Source organism: Sphingomonas arantia, from assembly GCF_042682045.1.
Taxonomy (GTDB): domain Bacteria; phylum Pseudomonadota; class Alphaproteobacteria; order Sphingomonadales; family Sphingomonadaceae; genus Sphingomonas_R; species Sphingomonas_R arantia.
The window spans coordinates 290136-305542 of sequence record NZ_JBHUGS010000001.1 but is presented as its reverse complement, the minus strand read 5'-3'; the positions used below and the strand labels follow the sequence as shown (position 1 = coordinate 305542).

16 protein-coding genes are annotated in these 15407 nt (G+C 68.7%); 4 read left to right on the top strand and 12 right to left on the bottom strand.

Features of this window, described 5'->3' with window-relative positions; all coding sequences use genetic code 11:
• Positions 1 to 84: 84 nt before the first annotated feature.
• The 3 genes from ACFSGX_RS01490 to ACFSGX_RS01480 all read right to left on the bottom strand — a co-directional run bounded on the left by ACFSGX_RS01490 (position 85) and on the right by ACFSGX_RS01480 (position 2995).
• A complete protein-coding gene (locus tag ACFSGX_RS01490; RefSeq protein WP_380926941.1) occupies positions 85 to 870 on the bottom strand; it encodes an enoyl-CoA hydratase-related protein in 786 nt (261 codons plus the stop codon).
• A gap of 145 nt (positions 871 to 1015) precedes the next feature.
• Positions 1016 to 1435: a methylmalonyl-CoA epimerase gene (mce, locus tag ACFSGX_RS01485; protein ID WP_380926939.1), complete on the bottom strand. Its 420-nt coding sequence runs from the start codon at positions 1433 to 1435 to the stop codon at positions 1016 to 1018.
• A 27-nt stretch (positions 1436 to 1462) separates the two neighbouring features.
• Positions 1463 to 2995 carry an acyl-CoA carboxylase subunit beta gene (locus ACFSGX_RS01480; protein ID WP_380926937.1) on the bottom strand — a complete coding sequence of 511 codons (1533 nt, stop codon included), beginning with the start codon at positions 2993 to 2995 and terminating at the stop codon, positions 1463 to 1465.
• Positions 2996 to 3244: 249 nt separating this feature from the next.
• On the opposite strand from ACFSGX_RS01480, the gene ACFSGX_RS01475 reads away from it, so the two are divergent.
• Positions 3245 to 4660, top strand: coding sequence for a helix-turn-helix domain-containing protein (locus tag ACFSGX_RS01475; protein WP_380926936.1), 1416 nt, complete (start codon positions 3245 to 3247; stop codon positions 4658 to 4660).
• A gap of 181 nt (positions 4661 to 4841) precedes the next feature.
• Here the strand turns inward: ACFSGX_RS01475 and ACFSGX_RS01470 are convergent, their stop codons facing one another.
• Together ACFSGX_RS01470 and ACFSGX_RS01465 are read right to left on the bottom strand one after the other, a co-directional pair.
• Positions 4842 to 5849 (bottom strand): LacI family DNA-binding transcriptional regulator, encoded by a 1008-nt coding sequence (locus ACFSGX_RS01470; protein WP_380926934.1) that lies wholly within the window; start codon positions 5847 to 5849, stop codon positions 4842 to 4844.
• Positions 5850 to 5950: 101 nt separating this feature from the next.
• On the bottom strand, positions 5951 to 6817 hold the full coding sequence (locus ACFSGX_RS01465; protein WP_380926933.1) for a PEP-CTERM sorting domain-containing protein: 867 nt from the start codon (positions 6815 to 6817) through the stop codon (positions 5951 to 5953).
• An 86-nt stretch (positions 6818 to 6903) separates the two neighbouring features.
• Between ACFSGX_RS01465 and ACFSGX_RS01460 the strand changes: the two genes are divergently transcribed.
• Both ACFSGX_RS01460 and ACFSGX_RS01455 read left to right on the top strand, forming a co-directional pair.
• On the top strand, positions 6904 to 7161 hold the full coding sequence (locus ACFSGX_RS01460; protein ID WP_380926931.1) for a hypothetical protein: 258 nt from the start codon (positions 6904 to 6906) through the stop codon (positions 7159 to 7161).
• A gap of 59 nt (positions 7162 to 7220) precedes the next feature.
• On the top strand, positions 7221 to 8516 hold the full coding sequence (locus ACFSGX_RS01455; protein WP_380926930.1) for a M28 family metallopeptidase: 1296 nt from the start codon (positions 7221 to 7223) through the stop codon (positions 8514 to 8516).
• Positions 8517 to 9117: 601 nt separating this feature from the next.
• Here ACFSGX_RS01455 and ssb read toward each other — a convergent pair.
• From ssb to ACFSGX_RS01435, 4 genes are all read right to left on the bottom strand, one after another.
• Entirely contained in the window at positions 9118 to 9666 is a 549-nt protein-coding gene (ssb, locus tag ACFSGX_RS01450; RefSeq protein WP_380926928.1) for a single-stranded DNA-binding protein, read from the bottom strand.
• An 11-nt stretch (positions 9667 to 9677) separates the two neighbouring features.
• A complete protein-coding gene (feoB, locus tag ACFSGX_RS01445) occupies positions 9678 to 11531 on the bottom strand; it encodes a ferrous iron transporter B (RefSeq protein ID WP_380926927.1) in 1854 nt (617 codons plus the stop codon).
• Positions 11528 to 11779 (bottom strand): FeoA family protein, encoded by a 252-nt coding sequence (locus ACFSGX_RS01440; RefSeq protein WP_380928193.1) that lies wholly within the window; start codon positions 11777 to 11779, stop codon positions 11528 to 11530. The genes feoB and ACFSGX_RS01440 overlap by 4 nt, the downstream gene beginning before the upstream one ends.
• A gap of 93 nt (positions 11780 to 11872) precedes the next feature.
• Positions 11873 to 12571: a COQ9 family protein gene (locus tag ACFSGX_RS01435; RefSeq protein ID WP_380926925.1), complete on the bottom strand. Its 699-nt coding sequence runs from the start codon at positions 12569 to 12571 to the stop codon at positions 11873 to 11875.
• 173 nt (positions 12572 to 12744) lie between these two features.
• Between ACFSGX_RS01435 and ACFSGX_RS01430 the strand changes: the two genes are divergently transcribed.
• On the top strand, positions 12745 to 13833 hold the full coding sequence (locus ACFSGX_RS01430) for an alkene reductase (RefSeq protein WP_380926923.1): 1089 nt from the start codon (positions 12745 to 12747) through the stop codon (positions 13831 to 13833).
• Positions 13834 to 13882: 49 nt separating this feature from the next.
• Here the strand turns inward: ACFSGX_RS01430 and ACFSGX_RS01425 are convergent, their stop codons facing one another.
• Genes ACFSGX_RS01425 through ACFSGX_RS01415 form a run of 3 tightly spaced genes read right to left on the bottom strand, consistent with a single transcriptional unit; the run spans position 13883 to position 15403 of the window.
• Positions 13883 to 14281 (bottom strand): cupredoxin domain-containing protein, encoded by a 399-nt coding sequence (locus tag ACFSGX_RS01425; protein ID WP_380926922.1) that lies wholly within the window; start codon positions 14279 to 14281, stop codon positions 13883 to 13885.
• A gap of 51 nt (positions 14282 to 14332) precedes the next feature.
• Positions 14333 to 14755 (bottom strand): 6,7-dimethyl-8-ribityllumazine synthase, encoded by a 423-nt coding sequence (gene ribH / locus ACFSGX_RS01420; protein WP_157176775.1) that lies wholly within the window; start codon positions 14753 to 14755, stop codon positions 14333 to 14335.
• 36 nt (positions 14756 to 14791) lie between these two features.
• The gene (locus ACFSGX_RS01415; protein WP_380926920.1) at positions 14792 to 15403 is read right to left on the bottom strand and encodes a riboflavin synthase; all 612 of its coding nucleotides are present in this window, start codon (positions 15401 to 15403) and stop codon (positions 14792 to 14794) included.
• Positions 15404 to 15407: the final 4 nt, after the last annotated feature.

Sequence of the window (15407 nt, the reverse complement as noted above, 5' to 3'; positions counted from 1 at the left end):
CGTGGGGAATCCCAACAGCATTGCACCACCCACCCCCAGCCCCTCCCTTAAAAGGGAGGGGGGCCTGTCGTGCTTGAACCATCGTCATCGCCCCGAAAACTCCGCTTTGCGCTTCCCCACGAAAGCCATCACACCCTCCGCAAAATCCGCAGTCCGCCCAGCCGCCCGCTGGTCCACCGCCTCCCGCGCCAACACATCCACCAACGGCGCCGTCAGAGCCCCGGCCACGGCCCGCCGGATCATCCCCATCGCCCGCGTCGGCCCCGCCGCCAGCCTGACGGCCAGCGCCCGCGCCTCCACCAGCAAAGCCTCATCCTCGACAACCCGGTGAACCAACCCCCACTCCAACGCCAACTCCGCCGGCACCCGCTCGCCCAGTAGCATCATCTCCAGCGCCTTCGCCCGCCCCGCCGCCTTCGCCACCAGCCAGGTCGCGCCGAAATCCGGCACCAGCCCGATATTGACGAACGCCAGCAGGAAATAGGCCGACCGCCCCGCCACCACGAAATCCCCGTGCAGCGCGAGCGAACAGCCCGCCCCCGCCGCCGCACCCTGCACCGCCGTCACCACCGGGATCGGCAGTTCGGCCAGCTGCACCGCCAGCGGATTATAATGCGTCTCCAGCATCTGCCCCAGATCGGCCGGCAGCCCCGCCTCGCTCCGCGCGACCAGGTCCGCCCCCGAACAGAAGGCCCGCCCCTCGCCCGCGATCAGCACCGCGCGCGCACCCTCGTCCACCGCGCGGACCAACGCCGCACTCAGCTCCGCCAGCATCTCCGGCACGATCGCATTCAACCGCTCCGCCCGCGCCAGCGTGATCGTCGCGACCGCCTCCTCGAGCGCGTATCGGATGGTGCCATATTCGGTCACAGCGTCACTCCCAAACCCATCCGTCCATCCCGAGCGAAGTCGAGGGACCCTTCGAGCGCAGTCGAGAAGCCAACGCCTCGGCTACGCTCGGCGTGCGTGCCTCGACTGCGCTCGGCATGGACGGGACTAGAGTTGGCAATTCTCATCAATGCCCCGCCCCCACCGGCGCTTCCATCAACTCCACCAGAACCCCGCCCATGTCCTTCGGATGCAAAAACACCACCAAGGTCCCATGCGCCCCGATCCGCGGCGCCCCCAGCACCCGCGTCCCCTTGGCGCTCATCTCCACGACCGCCGCCGCGATATCGTCCACCTCGAAACACACATGATGCTGCCCGCCCGCGGGGTTCTTGGCCAGAAACCCATGGATCGGCGACGCCTCCCCCAACGGCTCGATCAACTCGATCTGCGTATTGGGCAGGTCCACGAAGCACACCCGCACCCCCTGCGATCCCAGATCGAACGGCTCCCCAACCGCCGCGCCGAGCACGTCGCGATACACCGCCAGCGACGCCTCGATCGATGGCGTCGCGATCCCGACATGGTTCAACCGGCCGATCGTCATGACGTCATCCCCACAGCATCAGCGGCCTCAAAGCGGAATATTGTCATGCTTCTTCCAGGGATTCTCCAGCACCTTGCCGCGCAGCTTGCGCAGGCCCAGCGCCACCCGCCGCCGTGTCGAATGCGGCATGATCACCTCGTCGATGAAGCCCTTGGACGCCGCCACGAACGGGTTGGCAAACCGCGCCTCATATTCCGCGGTCCGCTCCGCGATCTTCGCCGGGTCGCCGGCCTCGCGGCGAAAGATGATCTCGACCGCGCCCTTCGCCCCCATCACCGCGATCTCCGCGGTCGGCCACGCATAGTTCAGGTCGCCCCGCAGATGCTTCGACGCCATCACGTCGTACGCGCCGCCATAGGCCTTGCGCGTGATGATCGTGATCTTCGGCACCGTCGCCTCGGCATAGGCGAACAGCAGCTTGGCACCGTGCTTGATGATCCCGTTATGCTCCTGCGCCACGCCCGGCAGGAACCCCGGCACGTCGACGAACGTCAGGATGGGGATGCCGAACGCGTCGCAGAACCGCACGAACCGCGCGGCCTTCTTGGATGAGTTGATGTCGAGCACGCCGGCCAGCACCATCGGCTGGTTCGCGACGATCCCCACCGTGCGTCCCTCGACCCGCCCGAACCCGGTCAGGATATTGCCCGCATGGGTCGGCTGCGTCTCGAAGAAATCACCCTCGTCCACCACGCGCGCGATCAGCTCGCGCATGTCGTACGGCTTGTTCGAACTGTCGGGGATCAGCGTGTCGAGCGCCGGCTCCAGCCGGTCCCACGGGTCGGTCGTCGGCCGCACCGGCGGCTCGGCCCGGTTCGACGCGGGCAGGAAATCCACGAAGTCCCGCGTGGCGAGCAGCGTCTCGATATCATTCTCGAACGCTACATCGGCCACGCCGGACTTCGTGGAGTGCGTCACGGCACCACCCAGTTCCTCTTGGGAGACCACTTCGTTGGTGACGGTCTTCACCACCTCGGGGCCCGTGACGAACATGTAACTCGAATCCTTCACCATGAAGATGAAGTCGGTCATCGCGGGCGAGTACACAGCACCGCCCGCGCATGGCCCCATGATGACGGAGATCTGCGGCACCACGCCCGATGCCAGTACGTTGCGCTGGAACACCTCGGCATAGCCGCCGAGCGACGCGACGCCCTCCTGGATGCGCGCGCCGCCGCTGTCGTTCAGCCCGATCACCGGCGCACCGACCTTCAGCGCCATGTCCATGATCTTGCAGATCTTCTGCGCATGGCGTTCGGACAGCGACCCGCCGAACACCGTGAAATCCTGACTGAACACGAACACCAGCCGGCCGTTGACGGTGCCCGATCCGGTGACGACCCCGTCGCCCGGAAACACCTGGTCCTGCATGCCGAAATCGACGCAGTTATGCTCGACATAGGCGTCCAGCTCCTCGAACGACCCGGCGTCGAGCAGCACGTCCAGCCGCTCGCGTGCCGTCAGCCGCCCCTTGGCATGCTGCGCCGCCACCCGCGCCGGCCCGCCCCCGGCCCGCGCCTCCGCCCGCTTCGCTTCCAACCGTTCCAGGATCGCCAGCACGCTCGTCTCCTTGTGGGATCACCTCCTCCCACCCTGCGCCCGTCCAGGCAAATGTGAACTTGCAAAGTTGCGAAGGGCAAGTTTGCAGAATAAGCCTTCTTCTCCCCCTCCCTTTCAAGGGAGGGGGTCGGGGGGTGGGTAACGACGGGCGGGGCAGATCCCACCAGCGTTGCAAACGCGGACCTGTACCACCCACCCCCAACCCCTCCCTTGAAAGGGAGGGGGACAGCAGAACGCCAGGACAAACAAATGCCCACCCCCCGCCGCTTCGCAGGCCAGACCCTCAAGACCCTCCGCCGCACAGCCGCGCTCGGCCAGGCCGCCATGGCCCAGCGCCTCGGCGTATCCGTCAGCTACCTCTCGCAACTTGAAAACGACGACCGCCCCGTCACCGCCACGGTCGCCGCCGCACTCGCCCGCCACTTCCCGCTCGACTGGCAGGACGACGACGACGCCCCCGCCCGCCGCCGCGCCGCGCTCGCCGACGCGTTCGCCGACCCCGTCCTCGCCGCCCTGGGTTCCACCGAAGGCCTCGCCCGCACCGCCGAACAGACGCCCGCGCTGGCCGATCGCTTCCTCGCGCTTCACGCCGCCTGGCGCGCGGCCGAGGAACGCCGCCAGATCGCCGACGAAGCCACCGCCTCCGGCCTCGCCACCACCACCCGCCTCCCCTGGGAGGAGGTCCGCGACTGGTTCCACGCCGCCGGCAACTACGTAGACCCCCTCGACCGCGCCGCCGAACGCACCGCCGACGACCTGATCGGCCCGCCCACCTTCGACACGGCAAGCGATCCCGAAACCCCCACCACCGCCGCCCTCATCACCCACCTCACCGCGCTCGAAATCCAGGTCCGCCACAGCCCCCAAACCGACGCCCCCATGCGCCGCTACGACCCCGCGACACGCACCCTGACCCTCAACCGCGCGCTCCCGCACGAAAGCCGCCGCTTCCTGCTCGCGCACCAGATCGCCGCCGCCGCACAGGCCGACACCATCGCCGCGATCGTGGCGGACGCGGACATCAGCCCCGCCGCCCGCCCGCTGCTCGCCATCGGCCTCGCCAACCATGCCGCGGGCGCGCTGCTGATGCCCTACGCCCGCTTCGCTCGGGCAGCGCGTGCGACCCGGCACGATATCGACCGGCTCTGCCAGCGGTTCGACGTCAGCTTCGAACAGGCCTGCCACCGCCTGTCCACGCTGCAACGCCCCGGCCAGCGCGGCATCCCCGTCTTCTTCTGCCGCGTCGACATGGCCGGCAACATCACCAAGCGGCACAGCGCCACCCGCCTCCAATTCGCGCGGTTCGGCGGCGCCTGCCCGCTCTGGATCGTCCACGAAGCGGTCGCGATCCCCGACCGCATCCTTGTCCAGCTTGCCGAAACGCCCGACGGCGTCCGCTACGTCTCGATGGCCAAGGGCCTCGTCAAACCCAGCGGCAGCTTCGCCCGCGCCCCCCGCCGCTACGCTGTGGCGCTCGGCTGCGAGGCCGAACACGCCGCCGAATTCATCTACGCCGACAGCATCGGCGCCACCCCCACCCCGATCGGCATCAGCTGCCGCCTCTGCCCCCGCCCCGACTGCGACCAACGCGCCTTCCCCCCCGCCGACCGCGCTATCGCCATCGACCCGGACGTCCGCGACGTGGTGCCGTACCGGGTCCTTTGAGAGGGGCGCGAGGTCTCAAAACCCGTCCATCCCGAGCGAAGTCGAGGGACCCTTCGAGCGAAGCCGAGAAGCCAACGCCGCCTCCCGCACCACCCCTGAAGCTCCCCCAAAAACCGTTCGGTTCGAACCTGTCGAGAACTCGCGCAGTTCTCGACAGGCTCGAACCGAACGGCGTTCCGTATCACCCCACCCGACAAACCCCCGTCGACCCGCGCACCACCAGCTCATAATCCGGCACCGCCCCCGCCGCGTCCCCCCCGTCCGCATCCAGCAACAGGTCCGCCGCCGCATAGGCCAGCGCATGGATCGGCTGACGGATCGTGGTCAGCGGTGGCCACACCGCGCGCGCCAAGTCGATATCGTCGAACCCCGCGATCGACAGCGCGTCCGGCACCGCGAACCCGCGCTTATGCGCCGCCGCCAGCGCACCCGCCGCCATGTCGTCATTGCCCGCAAAGATCGCGGTCGGCGGGGACGCGCCGTCCAGCAGAACGCCCGCCGCCGCCTCGCCCGTCTCGAAATCGAACCCGCCCGCCACCACCAGCGCATCGTCCACCGCGATCCCCGCCTCGGCCAGCGCGCTGCGATACCCCTCCAGCCGGCGCTGCGCCGACACATGGTCGAGCGGCCCGTTGACGAACCCGATCCGCACATGCCCGAGTTCGATCAGGTGCCGCATCATCAGCGCCGCCGCCGCCGCATCGTCCATCGTCACGCGCTCTTCCGCCGCGGTCGGGTTTCCCGGCGCGATCCGCACATAGGCCACACCGCGGCGGTCCAGCTCGTCCGTCACCGCGGCGATATCGCCCAGTGGCGGCGCCAGGATCACCCCGTCGACATGCGTCTCGTCGATCAACCCGCCAATCTCCGCCGCCAGCCCCGGCGACGTCAGGTCGCACGGCTGCACGATCATCCGGATCCGATCCTTCAGGCAGCGCGCCCGCACCCCCATCTGGATCGTGTGGACATAATAAGGGCTGGGATTGTCGTAGATCAGCGCGATCTGGAACGACCGCGCCCCGGCCAGCGCCCGCGCGGCATAGCTCGGCCGGAAATTCAGCGCCTTCATCGCCGCCTCCACCCGCTCGCGCGTCGCGGGGCGGACATGGCGTTCCTTGTTCAGCACGCGTGACACGGTCTTGAACGACACGCCGGCCGCCTCGGAAACGTCGCGGATCGTGATGCGCATCGATCAGGATACTCCCGCTGGCCCCGCTCGCGCGATCGCGGCGGCGCGCCCCTCCTGCGACGAACAGCGCCCCGAACGCAAGCCGACGGCCCTTCAGGCCCTCAGCGTTCCGCAGCCAGCCGGTCATGCGCGACCCGCTGCAACGCCGCCGCCTGGTCCGGCGACAGCCCCAGGTCCGCCGCCGCGCGCTCCCCCCGCCCCAGCGACATCGGGTCACGCCCCGTCACGCTGCCGAAGATCGTCAGCGCGGACAGATAATAGCCAGCACTGCTCGCATGATACTGGTCCCACGACCACAGATCGAGCTGCCCGAACGTCGTGCCGTCATAGGGGTTCGGGTCCGCCAGCCCACGCGTCATGGCCAGCGTCCAGGCCTGCCCCACCGGCACCACCGTCGCGCGCGCCGCCCGGCCGGCCCGGTCGTACCCGGCCCGCACATCGTCGGCCATCGCCGCAATCGGCCGCCCGTACCAGTGCCCGCCCGGCTTGTACGTCTCGTCCGCCCGCGACCAGGTCGACGCCAGCCGCACGTCGACCTTCGCATTGCGCGCGCGGAACATCCCCGCCAGCCGCGCCGCATGATCGACCAGCGCAGTCGCATCTCCCGGCCGCGCCACGTCCAGCGTGCTGTAATCCTGCATCACGACGTGGTCCCACTTGGCGTCGATCCGCCCGCGCCGCTCGCGCCAGTGCCAGCCCAACCCCTTGCCCGGCCCCGTCTCCAGGCTGACGGTGTAGGCCAGCCCGGCCTCGTCCGCGAACGTCTTGAACAGCGCGGGCACCCCGCCCACCCCTTCGCCGTTCAGGTCGGTCACGCTGTCCGCACGATACCGGTGCACCGCGGAATTGGCGCCGTAGGTAAAGCTGTTGCCCACGAACAGGATCGTCTCCGCCCCCGCGTGCCCGCCCGCCGCCAGCATCATCAGCGCCGCGATCGTCCGTATGAGCATCCGCCAGTCTCCGTTCATCTGCCGCATCCTAGCCGCATCCGCGCCACGAATGAACCGCAGCCTGCGGTCTACGTTGTCATCGCACTGTCATGGAGGATCGCCCGATGTCCCACACGCCCCCCGTTCCCGACGCGTCCGTCTCGCCTTTCCCCGTCCACCCCGCGCCGCACGGCTACGCCGCAACGCCGACGCCCGTGGCCTCGGCTGCCGAGCCCGACACATCGTCCAGCGACCGCAACCTGCTGATCGCCGGTGCCGCGGTCGGCATCGGGTCCGCCGCCATCGTCGCGGCGCTGCTCTACACCAACCGCAAGCCCGGCAAGGCCCCGCGCCCGGCCCCCAAGGATCACCTCACGATCTGACGTCTCCGCGGCGGCATAACGGCTTGACCGGTGCCGCCGCCCTGCGCACCTTGCGCACCATGAAATCCCTGCTCCTCGTCGCCGCCGCCATCACGCTCATCGCGGCCGCGCCCGCCCCCGATCCGGCCGAACTGCGCAAGTCGGTCGCCGCGCTCGTCTCGTTTGGCACGCGCCACACGCTGTCGTCCGCAACCGACCCAAAACGCGGCATCGGCGCGGCGCGCACCTGGGGCGCCAACCGCTTCCAGGCCATCTCCCGCGCGTGTAACAACTGCCTCACCGTCGAACGCCCCGCGCAGCGGTTCGAAGGGCCCCGCGCCCCCGCCGGCGTGATGGTCGAGGACGTGATCGCCATCCAGCGCGGGACCACCGACCCGAACCGGGTCATCATCATCCAGGGCCATATCGACAGCCGCGTCACCGACGTCATGAACGCCACCGCCGACGCCCCCGGCGCGAACGACGACGCATCGGGCAGCGCGCTGGTGATCGAGGCCGCGCGCATCCTGTCGAAGGAACGCTTCCCCGCTACCATCGTCTACGCGCTACTTTCCGGCGAGGAACAGGGCCTGTGGGGCGGCAAGCTGCTCGCCGATCTCGCGACCAAGCGCGGCTGGCAAGTCGCGGGCGTGCTCAACAACGACATCGTCGGCAACACCCACGGCCAGGGCGGCGATCATGTCGCCAACCGCGTCCGCGTGTTCAGCGAAAGCCTGTCCGCCGCCGCCGACCTGCCCGCCGCGAAAACGATGCGCCAGATCGGCGCGGAGGATGACGGCCCCTCGCGCGCGCTTGCCAAACTCGTCCGCCGGGTCGGCACGCCGAACACCGCCGCGCTCGAGGTCGTCACCGTCCACCGCCCCGACCGCTTCGGCCGCGGCGGCGACCAGACCCCGTTCCTCGAAGCCGGCTACCCCGCCGTCCGGTTCAGCGAGGCGGTCGAAAATTACGATCGCCAGCATCAGGACCTCCGCACCGAGGCCGGCACCCGCTTCGGCGACACGATCGACGGCGTCGACTTCCCCTATCTGGCGAAAGTCACCGCACTCAACCTGGCCGTCGCCCGCGAACTGGCCAACGCTCCCGGCGCACCCACCGGCGTCACCATCGCCGGCGCGCTGAAGGCCGACACCACCGTCGCCTGGTCCCCCGTCCCCGCCGCCACCGGCTACCGCGTCCGCTACCGCCGCGCCGACAAATCCGACTGGACCGACCACCGCGACGTCCCCGCCGCGACCACGACGCTGGTCCTGAAGAACATCAACATCGACGACACCTTCGTCGGCGTCTCCGCGCTCGCCGCCGGCGGCGCGGAAAGCGTCGTCACTTTCGCCGGCGCCGCGCCAAGGCGGTAAGGCGGTAAGGCGGGCGAACTCAGACGCCGGTCACCCGGTCACACTGAACCCCACCCCGTTCGGTTCGAGCTTGTCGAGAACGGGGGCAGTTCTCGACAAGCTCGAACCGAACGGGATTGCGGGACGGGATCACCCGAGATCAAAACGCAATCGAGGCGCACTGCCGCCCAACTAGCTCTGGCGGGTCAGAACACCCCCAGCCCGTCCATCCCGAGCGAAGTCGAGGGACCCTTCGAGCGAAGTCGAGAAGCCAACCTAACCTACGAGCTAAGGCCTTCGCCCGGGCGCAAGCAGCAGAGGCGCACGCACAGACTGCGTAGGCTAGACCTGCCCCCCCCCCACAACCCGTTCGGTTCGAGCCTGTCGAGAACGCCGCGCAACGCCCGCCGCAATCTTATACCACGCCGTAGGCACGCGCCGCGCAACGGCACACAGACTACACCCCCACCAATCCCGTTCGTGCTGAGGAGAGCCCGAGTAGCGCCCCTCGGCGCGTATCGAGGGGCTCGTATCGAAGCATGGCGCACAGCCCCTTCGATACGGGTCTTCGACAGGTTCAGCCCCTACTCAGGGCAAACGAATCTGGTCGGAAAGACAAGGCTCAGAACGGAACGTCATCATCCAGATCGCTGTCGAACGCGCTCGACGTGCGCGATCCGCCCCCGGACGAGGACCCGCCCCGCGCACCGCCGCCGGAGCCGCCGTTCCCGCCGTCGTTATAGCCGCCACCACCAGCGCCCCACTCGTCGCCGCCGCCGGAACCGCCGCGCGCACCGCCGCCGCCGCCAGCCCCGCCTTCACCGCGGCCGTCGAGCATCACCAGCTGCCCGTCGAAGCCCTGCAGCACGATCTCGGTCGAATAGCGGTCGTTGCCCTGCGGGTCCTGCCACTTCCGGGTCGCCAGCTTGCCCTCGATATAGACCTTGCTGCCCTTGCGCAGATATTGCTCCGCCACGCGGCCCAGCGGTTCGGAGAAGATCGCCACCGAATGCCATTCGGTCTTCTCCTTGCGCTCGCCGGTATTCTTGTCCTTCCACGTGTCGGACGTGGCGATGCGCAGGTTGACGACCTTGCCGCCGTTCTGGAAACTCTTCGACGTCGGGTCCGCACCCAGATTGCCGACGATGATGACCTTGTTGACGCCTGCCATGCGACCCGCTCCTATAATCCGAGCGCGGTGGCTAACCAGAAAGTAGCCCCTGCCGCAAGGTACGCCAGTACGAACAGATAGGCCAAGCTGAACAGCGGCCAGCGCCAGCTGTTCGTCTCCCGCTTGATCACCGCGATCGTCGACAGGCATTGCGGCGCGAACACGAACCACATGAGGAACGCCAGCGCGGTCGGCAGCGACCACCGCCCGCGCAGCCGCCCGACCAGCGACCGCTCGGTCTGCACCTCGTCCCCGCCCTCGATCGCATACACCGTCGCCAGCGCGGACACCGCGACCTCGCGCGCCGCCATCGCCGGGATGATCGCCAGCGCGATTTCGTGGTTGAACCCGATCGGCCGGACGATCGTCTCCAGCCCGCTCGCGATCCGCCCCGCCGCGGAATAGCGCACCTGATCGCGCCCGGTCGGCGACTGCGGAAAGGTCAGCAGCGCCCACAGCAGCACGGTCGCCAGCAAAATCAGCGTGCCCGCGCGGTGCAGGAAGATCCACGCACGCTGCATCAGCCCGATCGCCACGTCGCGGAACACCGGCATCTGGTACCGCGGCATCTCCATCATGAACCCGGCGCTCTCACCCTTCGCGATCGTCCGGCGGATCACGAACGCCGCGACCATCGCCGCGACGATCCCCGTCATGTACAGCCCGAACAGCACCAGCCCCTGCAATCCGACGCCAAGCCCCACCTCACGCGCCGGGATGAACGCCCCAATGATCACCGCATAGACCGGCAACCTGGCGGAACAGGTCATCAGCGGCGCGATCAGGATCGTCGTCAGCCGGTCCTTCGGATCGTCGATCGTCCGCGTCGCCATGATGCCCGGAATCGCGCAGGCGAACGACGACAGCAGCGGGATGAACGCCCGCCCGGACAGGCCCACGCCCGCCATCAGCCGGTCCATCAGGAACGCCGCGCGCACCATGTAGCCGGAGGCTTCCAGCAGCAGGATGAACAGGAACAGGATCAGGATCAGCGGCAGGAACACCAGCACCGATCCGATACCCGCAATCACGCCGTCCACCAGCAGCGACCGCAAGATCCCGGCCGGCAGCACGCCGTTCACCGCGTCTTGCGCCCACGCGAACCCGGCCTCGATCCACCCGACCGGCGCCTCGGACCAAGAGAACACCGCCTGGAACATCACGAACAGGATCACCGCCAGCACGATCGGACCGCTGACCGGGTGCAGCGCCACCGCGTCCAGCCGGTGCGTCCAGCGCCGCTCCAGGCTCTCCTCCTGCGTCGCCGCCACCGCGATCGCGCGTGCCCGGCGTTGCAGCGTGACGATGTCGTGTTCCGGCGGCGCGCCCGCACGCACCGTCCGCGTTCCGTCGCCGACCACGGTGGCCAGCGCGGTCTTGAGTTCATCCATCCCCAGCCGCCGCACCGCGACCGTCTCGACCACCGGCACGCCCAGCGCCTTGGACAGCGCGGCGACATCGATCGTCAGCCCGTCACGCTTCGCCATGTCGATCATGTTGAGCGCGATCACGACCGGCAGGCCGAGCGCGATCAGCTGCAACGCGAAGCGCAGGTGATTGTCGAGATTCGTCGCGTCCAGCACCACGACCAGCGCGGACGGCAGCCGCTCGCCCTCCTGTCGCCCGACCACCACGTCGCGCGTCACCTGCTCGTCGGGGCTTGCAGGGTCCAGGCTGTAGGTGCCGGGCAGGTCGACCAGCTCGATCGGGCGACCGTCGGGCAATGCCATCCGCCCGGATTTCCGCTCCACGGTCACGCCGGGATAATTGCCCACCTTCTGGCGGGCCCCGGTCAGCGCGTTGAACAGCGCGCTCTTGCCGGCATTGGGGTTCCCGACGAGCGCGACCAGCGGTGCTGAATTCACTCCGCCGCCATCGGAAACGGCTCGACCGACACGGCGGCCGCCGTCTTGCGGCGCAGCGCGATCGTCATGCGGCCGACGCGGCAGGCGATCGGGTCCATCCCCATCGGCCCGCGGTGCAGCGTTTCGACTCGCACCCCTTCGTCGAAGCCCAGTTCGCGCATCCGCCGGGCCTCGCTCGCCTTGAGCGCGGTCCAGTCGATCACGCGAATGAGCGCGGCTTCGCGCGGGGGCAGGTCGTTCAGGCGCATAACGTCCATTCACATATTTGCTTGCGAATGATTATCATTATTCCAGTACGAACGCCAGCCCCGATCCGTTCCGCCCGGCGCAACCTGCCCGGTTCAGGATGCAGGATAACGCAACCGGCCGAGGAACCGCACCGGGCTGAACATCCGGTCCGGATCGGGCTTCAACTGCGCCTTCAGCTTCTCGAACCGCATCACGCCGGCGATCCGCCGGTCGAGGAAGGCGCGCGTGTCGGCGAAATTATCGGTCTGGTCGTCGACGAACACCAGCAACGTCGCGGCATAGACCCCGGCCAGCGTCAGCCGCTTGGTGTAGAAGGACAGATCGACCGCCGTATCGCCGGCCAGCCGCCACATCCCGTCCGCCGCGCGCCACCCCAGCCGCGCCGCGCGGGGCGCATTCTGCGGCATGGCCAAAATCGCCAGCGCACGCCGCAACGCCTCGCGGTGGATCTCCATCGTGTCCAGCCGCGCCGCGATCAGCCGGGTGATCCGGTCACGCACCTTCCGTGCGCGCAGCATCGGTGCCGGCGCGCGCACCGGCATCTCGGCGTCGATCGACACGAACCACGCGTCGATCATGTCGATCGCCCCGCCTGGGAACGCCAGCCGCGCGCGGTCCGCCGGCACGCCCAGCTCGTCCGCTGCCTGCGCCAGCGCCGCCTCGCCCCAGCCGTCGAACGCCGCATGCATCGGCAGCACGGGCGCCAGCGCCTCGCGCAGCTCGTCCAGCGTCATCTCGCTTGGCGCGATCGGGGCCGGCTCGCCTGCCGGATTTGCGGTGCTGTCGGTCATGTCCGTAACATAGCGCCGACCCCCGCCGACACCAAGCGATCCCGCCGATTTCGCGCGTCCCGGACCGCACTTCTTTCCGGTGGGATAGCTTTTCTCACCCTGCAACCCTGACGATGGCCGCCCCGCGCCCCTATCTTGCACTGCAACATGAACTGACACGAAGGACCCCATCCATGCCCACCCTGTTCGACCCGATCCAGCTCGGCGACATCACCGCCCCGAATCGAATTCTGATGGCCCCGCTCACCCGCGGCCGCTCCACGCGCGACCATGTCCCCGTCGACATGATGGTCGACTATTACACGCAGCGTGCGACCGCCGGCCTGATCATCACCGAAGCGACCGGCATCAGCCAGGAAGGGCTCGGCTGGCCCTACGCGCCCGGCATCTGGAACGACGAACAGGTCGCCGCATGGAAGCCCGTCACCGACTCCGTCCACGCCGCCGGCGGCCGCATCGTGATGCAGCTCTGGCACATGGGCCGCCAGGTCCACAGCTCGGTCATCAAGACGCAGCCCGTGTCGTCCTCCGCCACCGCGACCGCCGGCCAGGCGCACACCTATGAGGGCAAGCAGGATTTCGAGGTCGCGCGCCCGCTCGAACTCGACGAAATCCCGCGCCTGCTGAACGATTACGAACTGGCGACGCGCAACGCGCTGGCCGCCGGGTTCGACGGGGTCCAGATCCACGCCGCGAACGGCTACCTGATCGACCAGTTCCTGCGCGACAACGCGAACTTCCGCACCGACAATTACGGCGGCAGCGTCGAAAACCGCATCCGCCTGCTCCGCGAAGTGACCGAGCGCGTCATCTCTGTCGCCGGCGCCGGCCGCACCAGCGTCCGCCTGTCGCCCAACGGCGATTCGCAGGGCGTCGATGACAGCAACCCGACCGAACTGTTCCTGCCGGCCGCCAAGATGCTGTCCGACCTCGGCATCGGCTTCCTAGAACTGCGCGAACCCGGCCCCGACGGCACGTTCGGCAACACCGACGTGCCCAAGCTGTCGCCCGAAATCCGCAAGGTCTTCACCGGTCCGCTGATCGTCAATTCGGACTATGACAGCGCGGACAAGGCGCAGGCCGAACTCGACACCGGCATCGCCGACGGGATCAGCTTCGGTCGCCCGTTCATCGGCAACCCGGACCTCGTCACCCGCCTCCAGACGGGCGCGCCGCTCGCCAAGGACGACGCCAAGACCTGGTACAGCCAGGGCCCCGAGGGCTATATCGACTACCCGGCGTTGGAAACTGCCGCCGCCTGATCGGCCAACCGCGGCCCTGCCTCATTGATCGAGGCAGGGCCGCAGACCGTTACCGCACCAGGATCTCGCCCTTCATGTTCGTCGTCGCATCGCGCAGGTTGGTGCTCCGAAACCGGTAAACCGCATTGGGCGTATCGGGCGCGCGGAAGTGCACGGTGGCACTCCGCCCCGCCATCACATCCACCCGATTGTTGCGGACCAGCACCGCGTCGCGCGGCGTGACGCGCGCGAGACGGAAAAACTCCGGTGCCGAGAAATTATGCCGCCGGTCCGATCGGTTACGGATGGTCAGCGCATAGGACGCGCCCCGCCGCAACGTGATCCGCGCCGGCGTGAACCGCTCATTGTTGACGCCGACCGTGATCGGCACCGCGCGCCGCACGGGCGCCGCCGCCGTCGCGCCGGTCGCGACCGCGACCAGCCCCAGCATGAAACCAATCGATTTCATCAATACTCTCCTTTTAAATGAAGCGGGACAGGCCCGGCCAGACCGGCGGCTTCAGTCCGCAAACCGCTCGCGCAGCGCCAGCATCGCCAATGCCGCCTTCGCAGCCTCGCCGCCCTTGTCCTTCTCGGTGGGCCGCGCGCGCACCCAGGCCTGCTGCTCGTCCTCGACGGTCAGGATGCCGTTGCCGATCGCGACCCCCGCCAGCGTCAGGTCCATCAGCCCGCGCGCGCTCTCGTTCGACACGACCTCGAAATGATATGTCTCGCCGCGGATGATGACGCCCAGCGCCACGAACCCGTCGTACCGGTCGGTCTCCGCCGCCAGCGCGATCGCCCCCGGCACCTCCAGCGCGCCCGGCACCGTCACCGTCTCGTGCGTATGGCCCGCCGCCTCGATCGCCGCCTGCGCACCCGCGATCAGGCTGTCGTTCAACGCATCGTAGAACCGTGCTTCCACAATCAGGATATGGGCCATCGTCATTCTTCCTCGAAAACTGCAAACCGGACGAACTCAAGCCTTGGCCAGGCTCCGCAACGCCTCCATCCGCCCCAGATAGCGCGCCAGCACGTCGATCTCGACATGCACCTTGTGCCCCGCCTCCAGCAGCCCCAGCGTCGTGACCGATCCGGTGTGCGGAATGATGTTCAGCCCGATCACCGGCCCGTCCGCGCGGTCCTCCACGCTGTTGATGGTCAGCGACACGCCGTCGATCGTGACCGACCCCTTGCCCGCCACATAAGGCGCGATCGCGACCGGCAGCAGGATCTCGTAGCGATGCGAATCGCCCTCCGGCACCTTCGACAGGATCGTGCCGACCCCGTCGACATGGCCGGTCACGATATGCCCGCCCAGCTCGTCGCCGACCTTCAGCGCGCGTTCCAGGTTCAGCGCCTGCCCCTCGTTCCACACCGGCGCGGTCCGCGACACGCTCTCGGCCGACAGGTCGACCGCGAACCAGTCCGCGCCCTTCTCGACCACCGTCAGGCACACGCCCGCGCACGCGATCGACGCGCCCAGGTCCACGCCGCCCATGTCGTACCCGCATGCGATGCGCAGCCGCGTGTCGCCGCGCGCCTCGACCGCGGTGATTTTCCCGATGTCCGTAATGATGCCGGTGAACATGAAA

Coding starts and splice junctions, on each gene's coding strand:
- mce (WP_380926939.1), bottom strand. CDS start 1,435: ATGACGATCGGCCGGTTGAACCATGTCGGGATCGCGACGCCATCGATC.
- ACFSGX_RS01475 (WP_380926936.1), top strand. CDS start 3,245: ATGCCCACCCCCCGCCGCTTCGCAGGCCAGACCCTCAAGACCCTCCGC.
- ACFSGX_RS01470 (WP_380926934.1), bottom strand. CDS start 5,849: ATGCGCATCACGATCCGCGACGTTTCCGAGGCGGCCGGCGTGTCGTTC.
- ACFSGX_RS01465 (WP_380926933.1), bottom strand. CDS start 6,817: ATGAACGGAGACTGGCGGATGCTCATACGGACGATCGCGGCGCTGATG.
- ACFSGX_RS01460 (WP_380926931.1), top strand. CDS start 6,904: ATGTCCCACACGCCCCCCGTTCCCGACGCGTCCGTCTCGCCTTTCCCC.
- ACFSGX_RS01455 (WP_380926930.1), top strand. CDS start 7,221: ATGAAATCCCTGCTCCTCGTCGCCGCCGCCATCACGCTCATCGCGGCC.
- ssb (WP_380926928.1), bottom strand. CDS start 9,666: ATGGCAGGCGTCAACAAGGTCATCATCGTCGGCAATCTGGGTGCGGAC.
- ACFSGX_RS01440 (WP_380928193.1), bottom strand. CDS start 11,779: ATGCGCCTGAACGACCTGCCCCCGCGCGAAGCCGCGCTCATTCGCGTG.
- ACFSGX_RS01435 (WP_380926925.1), bottom strand. CDS start 12,571: ATGACCGACAGCACCGCAAATCCGGCAGGCGAGCCGGCCCCGATCGCG.
- ACFSGX_RS01430 (WP_380926923.1), top strand. CDS start 12,745: ATGCCCACCCTGTTCGACCCGATCCAGCTCGGCGACATCACCGCCCCG.
- ACFSGX_RS01425 (WP_380926922.1), bottom strand. CDS start 14,281: ATGAAATCGATTGGTTTCATGCTGGGGCTGGTCGCGGTCGCGACCGGC.
- ribH (WP_157176775.1), bottom strand. CDS start 14,755: ATGGCCCATATCCTGATTGTGGAAGCACGGTTCTACGATGCGTTGAAC.
- ACFSGX_RS01415 (WP_380926920.1), bottom strand. CDS start 15,403: ATGTTCACCGGCATCATTACGGACATCGGGAAAATCACCGCGGTCGAG.